The following is a 15,238-nucleotide window of genomic DNA, read 5'->3' on the forward strand; positions in this document are numbered from 1 at the left end:
ATTGCTGAAAACCGCGTCGGAACGCGATCAGACGCGGCCCGTTTCAACTCTGCCATCCCCGGTCTTGTCCCGGGGATCCAGACTTTCCAAGGACTTGGCCATCGCACTGGATCCCCGGGACAAGCCCTGGGATGACAGAATGCCGGGTTCGGAGTGATTTTCGGCAGCCGCCTTCGGGCGCGGCCGCGTCCGACTTGCCGAATCCTGCAGATTGGATGAACGCCCGCCTCAGAACGGGTTCAGCGCCGCGGTTGCATTGTCTCCTCATGACGGATCGATCGACGGTCCGAGCCGAAAGAGAGAGACACCGACATGATCATGCGTAAGACCATGATGGCGCTGGCCGCCACCGCCGCCCTCGCCACCGGCACCGTCGCCGCCACCTCCGCCGCCGAAGCCAAGGTGGTCATCAAGGTCCAGGGCGGCCATCACGGTCATCACTTCTACGGCGGCCCCTACTATGGCGGCCCCTACTACGGCGGCCCGTATTACGGCGGCTACTACGGCGGCGGCTGCGTGGTGAAGCCGAAGCTGGTCCACACCCCCTGGGGTCCGGTCTGGAAGAACAAGACCTTCTGCTACTGATCCGCTGCCGGCCTGATGCCGCGACGACGAGCCGGAGCGCCCCCTGGGCGGCTCCGGTTTCGCCGTTGCCGGCGGACACGCCCGCGATCGTGCGCCGTCGAATTTTTTTCGATCCGCCGCGGAACCCGCCGCACCGTCACGCGTTGGACGGTCGGGCGTCAGGCTTCGGCGGACGTCCGGACGCAGAGACGTTCCCCTTCCTGACCTTGGCGGCCGATCGCTCCCCAGCGGTCGGCCGTATTTTTTTGGCGCGGCGGAACGAATATCCGGATCGCCGACACACTTGAGCGAAGCAATAGGGCCCCCCTTTGTCTGTATTGTTCGGAACCAATTCCAGTGTTTGTCGGTTGATCCCAAGAGCGCGAATTGCGCCCTCCCTATAGAAGGAAGAAAGCCCATGATGAAGCGTGCCCTGATGATCTCCGCCCTGGTGGCTGTTCCGTTCACCGGCGCCATGGCCCAGAGCGATACCAAGACCCCCGGCACCATCACCCCGCCGATCGGCACCTCGACCCCCGGCGTCGTGAATCCGCCGGTCGGCACGACCACCGGCGCGACGACGACCACCACCACCACGACCGGCCGGACCAGCATCACCTTCGTGCAGCAGCAGATGCCCGACCAGATGCTCGCCTCGGGCCTGATCGGCGCCACGGTGCGCGGTTCGGCCAACGAGACGATCGGCGAGATCGACGACGTGATTCTGGACCGGGACGGCCGGGCCCAGGCGGTGGTGATCGGCGTCGGCGGCTTCCTCGGCATCGGCGAGAAGAATGTCGCGGTTCCGTTCGACGCGGTGCAGGTGACCCGCGATCCGGACAACGCGCAGGTCTCGCGGGTCGCCATGTCGACCACCAAGGAGGCCCTCAAGGCGGCTCCGGACTTCAAGAAGCTCGACAAGCGCAGCGCCGGCAGCAGCGCGACCACGGGGGCGACCGGCTCCGGCCCGGTGACCCCGAAGACGCCCGTCAATCCGCAGTAACCGCCGCCGCAGCCGCGTCGCGGCCCTGGATCGGACGGCCCGGCGCACCCCGCCGGGCCGTTCCGCTTGGGTCCTGGCGCCACCCTGACGGCCGGCCGGCGGTGCCGGATGCGGGCGTCGGAGCGCGACCGGCCCGCAGGAGGCGCGCCGCGGGCCGGCTCAAGCCCTTGACTCTGGTGCATTTCCTTTTCGCCGGCACGATTTCGCCCGGGCCCGAAATGCTCTAGGATGCGGGTTGCGACCGGCCGCCGCACCAGGACCGCGGACGGTTCCGGTCGCGACGCAAAGCTGGCACAACGAATGCCAGATCAAGGTCCGGCACGGCAATCCGGGGAGGAAACATGAAGATCACGGTGGTCGGTTCCCGCTATTTCGGTTCGGCGGCTCTCGATGCGATCCTGGCCGAGGGCGGCAACGTCATCGGCGTTGTGGTTCCGACGGCGGATGACCGGCTGAAATCCGCGGCCGAGCAGAAGGGCATCCCGGTCACGGTCCAGGCCGACCCGAAGGTCGTGCCGGCGAGCGAGATCCCGGACGGCACCGACCTGATCGTGACCGCGCACAGCCATGCGCGCGTCACCGCCGAGGCGGTCGCCAAGGCGCCGCTCGGCGGCGTCGGCTACCATCCGTCTCTGCTGCCGCGGCATCGCGGCATCGCGGCGGTCGAATGGACCGTCAAGGAGGGCGACGCGATCGCCGGCGGCACCATCTACCATCTTGCCGACAAGATGGATGCCGGCGCGATCGCCATGCAGGACTGGTGCTTCGTCCGCAAGGGCGAGACCGCCCGGGAATTGTGGGAACGTGCCCTGGCGCCGCTCGGTCTGAAGCTGATCGGCCGACTGGTCCGCCACGCCAACGAGCATGGCTCGATCCCGTCGCTGCCGCAGGACGAGCAGTTCGCCACCCGGGCGCCGAAGATCAAGGACGCCTGACCGGACAGGTTCCCACGGCCGGGCCGCCGCGGCCGGGCGCCAGTGGCGGGGGTCCAGCGGTCCGGCCGGGCTCCGGCGGTCCGGGCTCCGGCGCTCGGGCCGGCCGCGGCCGGGCCCGATCCCCGCAGCATGCGCATAGCGGCTCGGCCTTGCGTCCGGCAGGCTGCCGAAGGATGGTCGCGCCCGTCTCCAACTGGGCGTGATCTCCCGTGCTGAAACCCAACACCCTCGGCATGACGCTGGTCCTGGCGCTGCTCATCGCGCTCGGCCCCATGTCGACCGACATGTATCTCCCGTCGCTGCCGGCGATCGGGCGCGCCCTGCAGGCCGACAGCCCCGCGGTCCAGCTGACCCTGTCGGGCTTCATGTTCGGCTTTGCCATCGGGCAGGTTCTGTACGGGCCGGTTTCCGACCGGCTCGGCCGCAAGCCGGTTCTCATCGCCAGCCTCAGCCTCTACGCCTTCGCCTCGGCGCTGTGCGCCTTCGCCTGGTCGATCGAGACCCTGATCGCCGCCCGCTTCATCCAGGCCCTGGGCGCCTGCGGGCCGATCGTGATCGCGCGGGCGATCGTGCGCGACCTCTATTCCGGCGACCGGGCCGGCCAGGAACTGTCGCGGATGGGCACCATCATGGCCTTCGTGCCGGCGGTCGCGCCGGTGGTCGGCGCGGGTCTCGAGGTGACGCTCGGCTGGCGCGCCAACTTTCTCGGCGCCCTGGCGCTGGCCGGTACGGCACTGTGGTTCGTCGTCATGCACCTGCCGGAGACGGTCCGGCAGCGCCTGGAATCGCCACTCTCGGTCGTCGCGATCCTGTCGGATTTCGGCGCCCTGCTCCGCTCGGAGCATTTCCGCCTGCATGTGCTACTGTGCGCGGGCACCTATGGCGGCCTGTTCGCCTTCATTTCCGGCTCGTCCTTCGTCCTGCAGGGGCTCTACGGGCTGGGCGAGATCGCCTACGGCCTCGCCTTCGGCGCCTGCGCGCTCGCCTACATGCTCGGCACCGTGACCGGTCGCTTCGTGGTCCGCCTGGCCGGCATGGCGCGTGCGATCGGCGTCGGCGCCGCCGCCATGGGCACGGGCGGACTGGCCATGGCGGCCGGCGTCGCCTTCGGCCCGGGTCATGTCCTGGAGATCGTCGCCCCGATGATGGTCTACATGATCGGCGTCGGCATCGCCTTCCCGCTGACCCAGGCGTCCGCGCTGATGCCCTTCCCGGAGCGGGCCGGCGCGGCCTCCTCGCTGATCGGCCTCCTGCAGATGACCGCGGCGGCCGTCATCGGCATCGTCGTCGGCGCCGGGGCCGCGCGGTCGGCCTGGGCGCTGGCCGGGACCGTCGCGGTGGTCGGGCTCGCCGTCTTCGCCACGGAACGCGTCATCGCCGCGCGCCGCGTCTGAACGGGTCCCCCGGGACGGCGACCGGCCAAACCCTCCACGCGAAGCCAAACCCCCGATGCGAAGCCAAAGCCCCGATGCGACGCCGGACCGTTGCGGCCCGGTCAGAATTTCAGCCGCCCGGCGATGCGGATCAGGTCGGCGAGTTCGGGGGCGGCGAGTTGATAGAGCACATTCTTGCCGTCGCGCCGGAACGCGACCAGCCGCGAAGCCCTGAGCGCCGCCAGGATCTGCGACGTCGCCGGCTGGTTCAGATGCAGATGGTCGCAGATGTCGCCGACCGACTTCTCGCCGTCGGCCAGAAAGGCCAGGGCGGCGAGCCGCCCGTCATGGCCGAGCCCCTTGAAGACCTCCGCGGCGCTGCGGATCTCGGCCGGGCCCAAGGCCGCGATCTCGATGTCCGGGGCCGGCGACGGCATCGCCGAATCGTCTACCAGATCGGAGATGGCGATGGTCGGCTCCGGCACGACGCGGCTCCTGGACGGACACGGGATCGCAGGCTTTCGCCTGACATCGGATGACGGCCTCGCGCGATCGAACCGTGGTTCCGCGACGGAGCATAGGAAGTCAAGTATCTGACTTCAACACCATTCCGACGTGCCGGGAAGCGCCGGCCGGGAAGCGCCGGACGCGCGCGGGGCGGCGGCCGCTTCGGGGCGAGGCCCGGGGCGGCGCCGGCGCTTCGGCCGCCGCCCCACCGGCTCAATCGAGCTTGTAGGCCTTGCGCGCCAGATCGTAGGCGAGGTCGCGGGCGACCACGAAGGCCTCGTCCTCGTCGAGGCGGTGGCTGGCGACCAGACCGGCCAGATAGCCGCAATCGACCCGACGCGACACGTCGTGACGGGCCGGGATCGACGTGAAGGCGCGGGTGTCGTCGTTGAAGCCGACGGTATTGTAGAATCCCGCCGTCTCGGTGACCAGTTCGCGGTAGCGCTTCATGCCCTCGGGGCTGTCGAAGAACCACCAGGCCGGCCCGATCCGGAGCGCCGGATAGTGCCCGGCGAGCGGGGCGAGCTCGCGCGAATAGGTGGTCTCGTCGAGCGTGAACACGATCACGGTCAGGGCCGGCTCGTTGCCGTAGCGGTCGAGCAGCGGCTTCAGCGCGCCGACATAGTCGGTGCGGCTCGGGATGTCGGCGCCCATGTCGCGACCGAACCGGTCGAACAGCAGCGGGTTGTGGTTGCGCCAGGAGCCCGGATGGATCTGCATGACCAGACCGTCCTCGAGGCTCATGCCGGCCATCTCGGTCAGGCACTGCGCGCGGTACAGTTCCGCGTCCTGCGCCGAGACCGCCCCGGCCATGACCCGGGCATGCAGCGCCTCGGCGTCGGCGCGCGACAGGTCGGCGGTGCGTGCGGTCGGATGGCCGTGATCGGTCGAGGTCGCGCCGAAGCTCTTGAAGAAGGCGCGCCGCCGGCGATGCGCCTCCAGATAGCCCGACCAGGTGCCGGTGTCGCAGCCGGTCAGTGCGCCGAGCTGGCGGACATTGTCGTGGAAGCCGGCGAAGTCGGGATCGCAGACCGGATCCGGCCGGTAGGCCGTGATCACCCGGCCGGACCAGCCCGACGCGCGGATCTGGCCGTGCCAGGTCAGCGGGTCGAGCGGGCTCTCGGTGGTGGCGATGACCTCGATCCTGAAGCGCTCGAACAGGGCACGCGGGCGGTAGTCGTCGCGTGCGAGATGGTCGGCGATGGTGTCGTAGTAGAGATCGGCCGTATCGGCGCCGAGCCGGGTCTCGAGGCCGAACAGGGTCGCGAAGGAATGGTCGAGCCACATCCGCGACGGCGTGCCGCGGAACAGATGGTAGTTCTCGGCAAAGCGCCGCCAGATCCGACGCGGATCGGTCTCGGTCGGGCTGCCGTCGCGGGTGGCGATGCCGAGTTCCTCGAGCCGGACGCCCTGGCTGTAGAGCATCCGCGTCACATAGTGGTCCGGGATGACGAACAGCCGGGCCGGATCCGGGAAGGGCTCGTTCTCGGCGAACCAGCGCGGATCGGTGTGGCCGTGCGGAGAGACGATCGGCAGATCCTTCACGGTCTCGTAGAGCCGCCGCGCGATCGCGCGGGTGGTCGGGTCCGCCGGGAACAGGCGGTCTTCGTGAATGAGGCCCATCGGTTTCTCCTCCGAGGCATGCGGTCGGGTTGGCGACTTGTCATACGAGTTGCGGTGGCGATCAAGCCCGGTCTCGGCCGCGGTCCGGATTACGGGCCGGAATGGCCGGCGGCAATCCGGCCGGCCCGTCCGTAGGGCCAGGGATAGGGCACGCGCAGCCGGGTCGCCGACGCCGCGCGGACCGGCAGTTCCGCCCCGCCCGGCAGGACCAGGGTCAGGTCGCGGATCGGGCCGATCCGCTCGAACAGGCCGTTCATCAGCGCGAGGTCGCGGGCGAAGCCCGGCCCGGTGCCGATCACCACCGCGTCGCGGCCGATCTGGGCGTCGGCCGGCGCCAGGAAGGCGAAGCCCCGCGGGTCGGGCGAGAAGACCGTGACCGGGATGCGCCCGGCCAGCCCGCCGGCGATCCGCCCGCCCTGCCGCCAGCTGGTCGCGACCGCGAAGCCGTTCGCGGGCAAGAGGCCCTCCCGTTCGAGCAGCCGGTCGAGGCCGCGCCAGGCGAGCGCCTCCGCGAAGGCGCGATCGACGGCCGGGCGCCACGTCGCCGGCAGGCGGGTCTGCACGACAGGCGCCAGCGTCACGACCGCCACGGCCAGGGCCAGGAGCCCGGCCGAGGCCAGCGCGGCGCGGCGCGGCCAGGGCGATCCGGCCGCAGCGGCCGCCGCGATCCGGGCGCCGAGCAGCGGGACGGCGAAGAACCAGCCCGGCATCGCCCAATGCGGCAGGCCCTGGCCGGACAGGAACGGCGCGACCGTCATGAGCGCGATACAGGGCCATGCCAGAGACGCCAGAAAGCGCTGCGGCGTGTCCGCGCCGGCCCGCGCGAGCCCGCCCCAGAGCGCCCAGGCGAGGCCCGCGAAGGTCCAGGGCAGCAGATAGAGCACCTGCCCGCCGAGGAGCCGGGCGCCCGCAGCCGGATGCCAGCCCGTCGGCACGCCGCGGCCGCCCTGGAAGCCGAACGAGACCCAGCCATGCGCCGCATTCCAGCCGATCACCGGCGCGAAGACCGCGAGAGCGACGGCCGCGGCGAGCCAGGGCCCGCGCGTCGCGATCAGGCCCCGATGCCGCGGCGAGCCGAGCAGGAACAGCAGCGCCCCGACCCCGATCAGCCCGGCATGCAGCTTCGACAGCAGCGCCAGCCCGAAGGCGGCGCCGGCCAGCAGCCAGAGCCGGTCGGCGCGGCCCGGATCGGCCTCGTCGAACAGGATGCGCGCCAGGACCAGCGCGGCGAGGCCGGCGAACAGCAGCATCGGCCCGTCCGGCACGATCCAGCTGCCGGCCGAGACCAGGAAGAAGGGCGCGAGCGTCAGCGTCAGGACCGCGGCGATGCCCGCCGCCGCGCCGCCGAGCCGTGCCGCCAGCCGGTAGGCGATCGCGCCGGTCGCCGTGAAGGCGGCCACGAAGGGCAGCCGCACCAGCCAGTCCGGCGCGGCCGGCCCGGCGATCGCCTGCACGGCATGGACGACCCAGAAGGTCAGCGGCGGATGGTCGAAATAGGACCAGTCCAGCCGTTCCGCGACGGCGCGCGCATAGGCCTCGTCGATGCCGGGATCGATCAGGACGGCCAGCAGCAGCCGGACCGCGGTCGAGGCCGCCAGAAGCAGCAGGAGAGTGCGCATGGCCGTTTCGGACGGTGCCTTCGTGAAATTCGTCAGGCTGTCGCCAGCCTTCTTCATATAGGGTCCCGGGCCGACCTTCCCAGCGGCACGATCGACGCCAGGCTTGCCGGACGGGTCGATCGAACCGCTAACTCCCAGACCACGCGTGCCCACGCGGAGCCAGCATGACGATAGCCGAAGACGGCGGCCACAGGATCGATTTGGCGAAGACCGGACCGCGGCGGGCGGCCGGCAGGCCGGTTCTTGTCACGCTGCTGGCCACTCTGGTCGTCTCCGTCCTGCTCTATGCCATGCCGGCGGTCGATACCGGCGTGACGGCGCTTTTCTATCAGACGGGTCGTGGATTTGCAGCCGAGGAGTCCGGCTGGCTCCTGGTCCTGCGCGAGGCCGGGCGGGCCGCCACCTGGGTGCTGGCGCTGGCCCCCCTGGTGCCGATCCTGCTCAAGATCGCCAGCCCCGACCGGGTCCAAGGGGTCGACATCCGGCGTCCGCTGTTCCTCGGCGCCAGCCTGCTGGCCGGTCCGCTCCTGCTCGTCAATCTGATCCTGAAGCAGCATTGGGGCCGGGCCCGTCCGAATCACGTCGATCTTTTCGGCGGCAGCGCCCATTTCACGCCGCCCTGGATTCCGGCCGACCAGTGCGCGGCCAACTGTTCCTTCGTCTCGGGCGAGGCGTCCACGGCGGTTCTGTTCATGGCCTTCGCGGTGCTGGCCCCCGGCCGCTGGCGGCTGCCCGCCATTCTGGCGGCGGCGGTCTGGACCGTGGCGATCTCGCTCAACCGGGTCGCCTTCGGGGCGCACTTCCTGTCCGACGTGGTCATCGCCTGGGGCCTGACGCTGCTCGTCATGTTCGTGATGCGCGACCTCTTCCTGGTGCGCATGAGCCCCGACCAGGGCCGCGCGCTCGACGCCACGCTCGCCCGCTTCGGCCGCGCCGTCGCCGCCCGCTTCCGCGCCGATCGCTGAGCCGCGACCTGCAAGGGATCCGCATCGGGGAGTTGCGGCACCGCTGCCAATCGTGACAGACTTCGTCCCGCGACCGTTTCGGGATCGGCCCGCGTCCTCCGCCTCCGGCGGCTGGAGCAGCCGCCCGGAACGCCAAGAGCCGCATCAGACGGCTCTCTCGCGTGGGAGGATATCCGTGACCAAGCTCGGTTCCATCAAGGGGCCCGCGATCTTTCTCGCCCAGTTCGCGGGCGACGCGGCGCCGTTCGACAGCCTGCCCGCCATCGTCCGCTGGGCCGCGGACTACGGCTACGAGGGCATCCAGATTCCGACCTGGGACGCCCGCCTGTTCGATCTCGACAAGGCCGCCGCCTCGAAGACCTATTGCGACGAGGTCAAGGGCATCTGCGCCGAGGCCGGCGTCGCCATCACCGAATTGTCGACCCATCTGCAGGGCCAGCTGGTCGCCGTGCATCCGGCCTATGACGAGGCCTTCGACGGCTTCGCGGCGCCGGCCGTGCGCGGCAATCCCAAGGCCCGCACCGAATGGGCCGTCGACCAGATGATGAAGGCCGCGCGCGCCTCCGCCCATCTCGGCCTGACCTCGCATGTCACCTTCCCGGGCGCGCTCGCCTGGCCGTTTCTCTATCCCTGGCCGCAGCGCCCGGCCGGCCTGGTCGAGACCGCCTTCGACGAACTGGCCCGCCGCTGGCGCCCGATCCTCGACGCCTACGACGCGGCCGGCTGCGATGTCTGCTACGAGATCCATCCCGGCGAGGACATCCACGACGGCGCGACCTTCGAGATGTTCCTGGAGCGGGTCGGCAACCATCCGCGCTGCGCGATCAACTACGATCCGTCGCATTTCGTGCTGCAGCAGCTCGACTATCTCGCCTTCATCGACATCTACCACGAGCGCATCCGCGCCTTCCACGTCAAGGATGCCGAGTTCAACCCGTCCGGCCGGGTCGGCGTCTATGGCGGCTACCAGCCCTGGATCGACCGCGCCGGCCGCTTCCGCTCGCTCGGCGACGGCCAGGTCGACTTCTCCGGCATCTTCTCCAAGCTCGCCCAATACGGCTATTCGGGCTGGGCGGTGCTGGAATGGGAATGCTGCCTGAAGCATCCCGAGCAGGGCGCCGCGGAGGGCGCGCCGTTCATCGCCGGCCACATCATCCGCGTCACCGAGCGTGCCTTCGACGATTTCGCCGCCGCCGGCATCGACGAGGCGGCCAACCGCCGCCTGCTCGGCCTCGCCTGATCCAGAGACCGGCGGTCATGGGACATGACCGCCGGTCTTCGTCGCGCGAATTTCTCATGCCGCTGTCGCAGATGCGAAATTCGCGCTGCTTGAAGGGCCCGATGCGTCCGCATCCTGGGCCGTTGCCATGAACCTTGAACCACGGAGCATCCCATGAGCATCGAAGGTCGTGGCGACGCGATTGGCGGACGGCTGCGTCTCGGCATGGTCGGCGGCGGACAGGGCGCCTTCATCGGCGCGGTCCACCGCATGGCGGCGCGGCTCGACGACCGCTGGGTCCTGGTCGCCGGCGCGCTGTCGTCCGATCCGGCACGGGCGCGCGCCTCGGCGCTGGAACTCGGCATCGCCGAGGACCGCGCCTATGCCTCCTACCAGGACATGCTGGCCGCCGAGGCCGGCCGGCCCGACCGCATCGACGCGGTCGCGATCGTGACGCCGAACCACATGCACTATCCGGTCGCCCGCGCCGCGCTGGAGGCCGGTTTCGACGTGATCTGCGACAAGCCGCTGACCGCGACCGTCGCCGAAGCCGAGGCCCTGGCCGGCCTGGTCGCGAGCAGCGGACGGCTGTTCGCGGTCACCTACAACTATACCGGCTATCCGCTGATCCGGCAGGCCCGCGCCATGGTGGCGGCCGGCGCGATCGGCGACATCCGGGTCGTGCAGGTCGAGTATCCGCAGGCCTGGCTGACCGAGCCGATCGAGCAGGGCGGCCAGAAGCAGGCCGACTGGCGCACCGATCCGGCCCGCTCGGGCGCCGGCGGCTGCGTCGGCGACATCGGTACCCATGCCTACGACCTCGCCCGCTTCGTCAGCGGCCTGGAGGCGGAGGCGATCCTGGCCGAGCTGACCACCTTCGTGCCCGGCCGGCGGCTCGACGACAATGTCGGCGTGCTGATCCGCTACCGCGGCGGCGCGCGCGGCATGCTGTGGGCGAGCCAGGTCGCGCCCGGCAACGAGAACGGCCTGCGCCTGCGCGTCTATGGCAGCCGCGGCGGGCTGGAATGGTCGCAGGAAGACCCGAACTATCTCTGGTTCACGCCCTTCGGCGAGCCGAAGCGCCGCATCACCCGCGGCGGCGACGGCGCCGGCCCCGAGGCCGGCCGGCTGACGCGCGTCCCGTTCGGCCATCCGGAGGGCTATATCGAGGGCTTCGCCAACATCTACCGCGAGATCGCCGACGCGCTCGCGGCCCGGAAGAGCGGCGCCGCCGCCGATCCGGCGGTGATCTTCCCCGATGTGGCCGACGGTCTCGCCGGCGTCCGCTTCGTCGCCGCGGCCGTGCAAAGCGCCGCGGCCGGCGGGACCTGGGTCCCTCTGGTATAATCGACGGAAGGTGGCCTCCTCCCCCTTGCCAAGTTTAGTGATTTGAGTTTCACTAAACACGCAACTAAACGTCCCCGCATCAGAGGGACGATCCGGGAGGAGGCCCATCGCCTCCAGCACAATCAGGCTGATTTCGCGCGCTCATCTTGGCTTTGAGCGCGACGGGATGGTGCTTTTCCTCGCTCAACGGCGATTGATCTCGCCGTTTCGGAGCGCGGTGGCACGCGAACATGGGAGGACATCGCATGAGGAAGATTCTGGCGTCGGCCGGCCTCGCGGCGGCCACGACCCTCGTCGCCACGGCGCTCACCGCCGCTCCGGCCGCCGCGCAGGGCAAGACCATCACGCTGTGCTGGGCCGCCTGGGACCCGGCCAACGCTCTGGTCGAACTGTCCAAGGATTTCACCGCCAAGTCCGGCGTCGGCATGAAGTTCGAATTCGTGCCCTGGCCCAACTTCGCCGACCGCATGCTCAACGAGCTGAACTCGAAGGGCAAGCTGTGCGACCTGCTGATCGGCGACAGCCAGTGGATCGGCGGTTCGGCCGAGAACGGCCATTACGTCAAGCTGAACGACTTCTTCGCCAAGGAAGGCATCAAGATCGACGACTTCATGCCGGCGACGGTCGCCGGCTATGCCGAATGGCCGAAGGGCACGCCGAACTACTGGGCGCTGCCGGCCATGGGCGACGCGCTCGGCTGGACCTACCGCAAGGACTGGTTCGCCAAGCCCGAGCTGCAGGCCGAGTTCAAGAAGAAGCACAACCGCGACCTCGCCCCGCCGAAGACGCAGACCGAGCTGAAGGAAGTCGCCGAATTCTTCCAGGGCCGCGAGATCGACGGCAAGAAGGTCTACGGCGCCGCGATCTTCACCGAGCGCGGCTCGGAAGGCATCACGATGGGCGTGTCCAACGCGCTCTATACCTTCGGCTTCCAGTACCAGGATCCGAAGAAGCCCTACAGCATGGAAGGCTTCGTCAACAGCGCCGACGCCGTCAAGGGTCTCGAATTCTACAAGGCGCTGTACAAGTGCTGCACGCCGCCGGGCTATACGGACGCCTACATGCAGGAAGGCCTCGACGCCTTCAAGTCCGGCCAGGTCGCGATGCAGATGAACTGGTTCGCCTTCTTCCCCGGCCTCTACAAGGACGAGAAGGTCGGCGGCGCCAAGATCGGCTTCTTCGTCAACCCGGGCGAGAAGGTCCACGCCTCGCAGCTCGGCGGCCAGGGCATCTCGGTCGTCAGCTACTCGCCCAACAAGAACGAGGCGCTGCAGTATATCAAGTGGTTCGCCTCGCTCGAGGTGCAGAAGAAGTGGTGGGCGCTCGGCGGCTACACCTGCCACAAGGGCGTGCTCAACGCGCCGGACTTCAAGGCCTCCGCGCCCTTCGCGGCCGACTTCCTGACGGCGATGGGTGAGGTCAAGGACTTCTGGGCCGACCCGTCCTATGCCCAGCTGCTGCTCGCCGAACAGAAGCGCATCCACGAATATGTCGTCGCCGACAAGGGCACCGCCAAGGAAGCCCTCGACGCCCTGGTCAAGGATTGGATCAAGGTGTTCAAGGACGACGGCAAGCTCTGACGCCGTCCAAGCCAAGGCTCCGCCCGCGGGCTCCCAGTCGCGGGCGGATGCCACCGAACCGGTACGACCGTGCCGGTACGCAGGGTCAAGGACCGGTGCGGCCGGTTCCGGAAGCCCGAATTCCAGGAAGCGCCGGAATGCCACGACCGGCGCCGGTCTTCCGCCCGCCCCAGACAGGATGGCGCCGGCACGCCCGACGATGAGCAGGCTCAACGCCTCGCCCCGCGAAGCCAGCTCGGCCGCAGCCTGACCGCTGTCGGATGGCGTCGGCCCATCCGCCCTCACGGGAGCCGCGGCCCGGAGCCGCTTCGAATGCCGCGCGCGCCCCGACCCCTTCGTCCGAGCTCCCGTCAGAGCCCTCACCAGAGCCCCCCGTCAGAGCCATGGATCCGAGACCGTGAGCCCGCCCATCATCGACCGCGCCGCCGCGTCCACGCCGCCCGCCCTCGCCCGGCACATCCGCGGCCTGTCGGACCGGGCGATCGCATGGATCTTCATCGCGCCGACGATCGTGCTCCTCCTGGCGATCAACATCTTCCCGCTGATCTGGACGATCCGGCTGTCCTTCACCAATTTCCGCGCCAACCGCACCAATGCGCCGGTCCGCGATGTCGGCATCGACAACTACGTGTCGATCCTGACCGATCCGGAAGTCTGGCAGCCGATGCAGGCGACGGCGCATTTCGTCATCTGGACGATCCTGATCCAGACCGTGCTCGGCTTCTCGCTCGCCTGGGCGATCGACCGCAAGTTCCGCGGCCACGGCTTCTGGACCACCGTGATCCTGGTGCCGATGATGCTGTCGCCGGCCGTGGTCGGCAATTTCTGGCGCTTTCTGTTCCAGCCGCAGATCGGCCTGTTCAACTACGGCATCTCGGCCGTGACCGGCGTGCCGCCGTCCTCCTTCGAGATGCTCGGCTCGGTCGCGCTGGCGCCCTGGGCGATCGTCATCGTCGATACCTGGATGTGGACCCCCTACGTGATCCTCATCTGCCTGGCCGGCCTGCGCTCGATCCCCGACTACATCTACGAGGCCGCCGAAGTCGACCGCGCCTCGCCCTGGCGCCAGTTCTGGACCATCACGCTGCCCATGGCGCTGCCCTTCATCATGCTGGCCGTGCTGTTCCGGGGCATCGAGAACTTCAAGATGTTCGACATGGTCAACCTGCTGACCTCCGGCGGGCCCGGCTCGACCACCGAGGTCGCCTCGATCACGTTGAAGCGCGAAGCCTTCGAGAAATGGCGCACCGGCTATTCCTCCGCCTTCGCGATCATTCTCTTCGTCACCGTCTTCGGCCTCGCCAACATCTACGTGAAGGCGCTCAACCGGGTGAAGAGCCGATGAGCACGTCCGCCCATTCCGTCGTCGAGCCCACGGGCCGCACCAAGGCCATCGCCGGCAGCCTGGTCATCGCCTATGCGCTGATCACCATGCTGCCGCTGGTCTGGATCTTCCTGACGGCGCTGAAGACGCCGCCGGATTCGATCTCCTATCCGCCCAAGATCGTGTTCACGCCGTCGCTGGAAGGCTTCTGCAACCTGTTCACGACCCGCTCGCGGCAGACCGAGGACTATATCAAGTCCCTGCCGCCGGCCTCGGGCACCTGCGAGCAGATCGCCCGGGCGCGCAACATGGTCGTCGCCGGGCCGTCCAACTACGTGCCGCGCTTCTGGAACTCGGTCGTGATCGCCTTCGGCTCGACCTTCTTCGCGGTCGCGCTCGGCACCATGGCGGCCTACGGCTTCTCGCGCTTCCGGGTGCCGCTCGCCGACGACCTGCTCTTCTTCATCCTGTCGACGCGCATGATGCCGCCGATCGCGGTCGCCATCCCGATCTACCTGATGTATCGCGAGCTCGGCCTGTCCGACACCAAGTTCGGCATGATCCTGCTCTACACGGCCGTCAACGTCTCGCTCGCCGTCTGGCTGCTGAAGGGCTTCATCGACGAGATCCCGCGCGAATACGAGGAAGCGGCGATGATCGACGGCTATACGCGCCTGCAGGCCTTCCGCAAGGTCGTGCTGCCGCAGGCCGCCACCGGCATCGCAGCGACCGCCATCTTCTGCATGATCTTCGCCTGGAACGAATATGCCTTCGCGGTGCTGCTGACCTCCGGCGAAGCGCAGACCGCCCCGCCCTTCATCCCGATTATCATCGGCGAGGGCGGCCAGGACTGGCCCGCCGTCGCGGCCGGAACGGCGATCTTCCTGGTCCCGATCGTGGTCTTCACGGTGCTCCTGAGAAAGCACCTCCTGCGCGGCATCACCTTCGGAGCGGTCAGGAAATGAGCCGGCTGAACGAACCCGAATTCGCCTCTCCGGGCTCCGAAAGGCGCCGGCTCTCGCCGCGCGGCCTCGCCGAGGGCCTGGCCACCGCCCTGATCGTCGCCGGCGTGATCATGCTGATGCAGCCCTTCTCGCTGACCCTCTACACCTATTCCTTCGCGGTCACGCTCGCCGGCACGGTGCTGTTCGTGGTCGGATCGAAATTCCCGGCCTGAGG

The 15,238-nt window shown here is 69.2% G+C and carries 14 protein-coding genes; 11 read left to right on the top strand and 3 right to left on the bottom strand.

Annotated elements, in window-relative coordinates:
• Positions 1-312: 312 nt before the first annotated feature.
• The 4 genes from ABB55_RS12275 (at position 313) to ABB55_RS12290 (ending at position 3,896) form a co-directional block, all read left to right on the top strand.
• Positions 313-585, top strand: a complete 273-nt coding sequence (locus tag ABB55_RS12275; protein ID WP_054359058.1) for a hypothetical protein — start codon at positions 313-315, stop codon at positions 583-585.
• Between the two features lie 397 nt (positions 586-982).
• On the top strand, positions 983-1,567 hold the full coding sequence (locus ABB55_RS12280; RefSeq protein WP_054359059.1) for a PRC-barrel domain-containing protein: 585 nt from the start codon (positions 983-985) through the stop codon (positions 1,565-1,567).
• Between the two features lie 341 nt (positions 1,568-1,908).
• Entirely contained in the window at positions 1,909-2,502 is a 594-nt protein-coding gene (locus ABB55_RS12285) for a formyltransferase family protein (RefSeq protein WP_054359060.1), read from the top strand.
• Between the two features lie 209 nt (positions 2,503-2,711).
• Positions 2,712-3,896, top strand: a complete 1,185-nt coding sequence (locus ABB55_RS12290; protein WP_054359061.1) for a multidrug effflux MFS transporter — start codon at positions 2,712-2,714, stop codon at positions 3,894-3,896.
• 101 nt (positions 3,897-3,997) lie between these two features.
• Here ABB55_RS12290 and ABB55_RS12295 read toward each other — a convergent pair whose 3' ends face one another.
• From ABB55_RS12295 to ABB55_RS12305, 3 genes are all read right to left on the bottom strand, one after another.
• Positions 3,998-4,360: an ArsR/SmtB family transcription factor gene (locus tag ABB55_RS12295; RefSeq protein WP_200912021.1), complete on the bottom strand. Its 363-nt coding sequence runs from the start codon at positions 4,358-4,360 to the stop codon at positions 3,998-4,000.
• Positions 4,361-4,595: 235 nt separating this feature from the next.
• Complete coding sequence (gene uxaC / locus ABB55_RS12300; RefSeq protein ID WP_054359062.1) at positions 4,596-6,005, bottom strand: glucuronate isomerase; 1,410 nt, start codon at positions 6,003-6,005, stop codon at positions 4,596-4,598.
• Between the two features lie 89 nt (positions 6,006-6,094).
• Positions 6,095-7,624 (bottom strand): glycosyltransferase family 39 protein, encoded by a 1,530-nt coding sequence (locus tag ABB55_RS12305; RefSeq protein ID WP_160321221.1) that lies wholly within the window; start codon positions 7,622-7,624, stop codon positions 6,095-6,097.
• A 164-nt stretch (positions 7,625-7,788) separates the two neighbouring features.
• Here ABB55_RS12305 and ABB55_RS12310 point away from each other — a divergent pair, with 164 nt between their 5' ends.
• The 7 genes from ABB55_RS12310 to ABB55_RS12340 all read left to right on the top strand — a co-directional run bounded on the left by ABB55_RS12310 (position 7,789) and on the right by ABB55_RS12340 (position 15,236).
• Positions 7,789-8,589: a phosphatase PAP2 family protein gene (locus ABB55_RS12310; RefSeq protein ID WP_054359064.1), complete on the top strand. Its 801-nt coding sequence runs from the start codon at positions 7,789-7,791 to the stop codon at positions 8,587-8,589.
• 175 nt (positions 8,590-8,764) lie between these two features.
• The gene (locus ABB55_RS12315) at positions 8,765-9,829 is read left to right on the top strand and encodes a sugar phosphate isomerase/epimerase family protein (protein WP_054359065.1); all 1,065 of its coding nucleotides are present in this window, start codon (positions 8,765-8,767) and stop codon (positions 9,827-9,829) included.
• Positions 9,830-9,982: 153 nt separating this feature from the next.
• Positions 9,983-11,155, top strand: coding sequence for a Gfo/Idh/MocA family protein (locus ABB55_RS12320; protein ID WP_054359066.1), 1,173 nt, complete (start codon positions 9,983-9,985; stop codon positions 11,153-11,155).
• Positions 11,156-11,400: 245 nt separating this feature from the next.
• On the top strand, positions 11,401-12,735 hold the full coding sequence (locus ABB55_RS12325) for an ABC transporter substrate-binding protein (protein ID WP_054359067.1): 1,335 nt from the start codon (positions 11,401-11,403) through the stop codon (positions 12,733-12,735).
• A gap of 397 nt (positions 12,736-13,132) precedes the next feature.
• Positions 13,133-14,080 carry a carbohydrate ABC transporter permease gene (locus ABB55_RS12330; RefSeq protein ID WP_054359068.1) on the top strand — a complete coding sequence of 316 codons (948 nt, stop codon included), beginning with the start codon at positions 13,133-13,135 and terminating at the stop codon, positions 14,078-14,080.
• Complete coding sequence (locus ABB55_RS12335; protein ID WP_054359069.1) at positions 14,077-15,024, top strand: carbohydrate ABC transporter permease; 948 nt, start codon at positions 14,077-14,079, stop codon at positions 15,022-15,024. The genes ABB55_RS12330 and ABB55_RS12335 overlap by 4 nt, the downstream gene beginning before the upstream one ends.
• Entirely contained in the window at positions 15,021-15,236 is a 216-nt protein-coding gene (locus ABB55_RS12340; protein WP_054359070.1) for a hypothetical protein, read from the top strand. The genes ABB55_RS12335 and ABB55_RS12340 overlap by 4 nt, the downstream gene beginning before the upstream one ends.
• Positions 15,237-15,238 lie beyond the last annotated feature (2 nt).

This window comes from Prosthecodimorpha hirschii (assembly GCF_001305515.1).
Taxonomy (GTDB): domain Bacteria; phylum Pseudomonadota; class Alphaproteobacteria; order Rhizobiales; family Ancalomicrobiaceae; genus Prosthecodimorpha; species Prosthecodimorpha hirschii.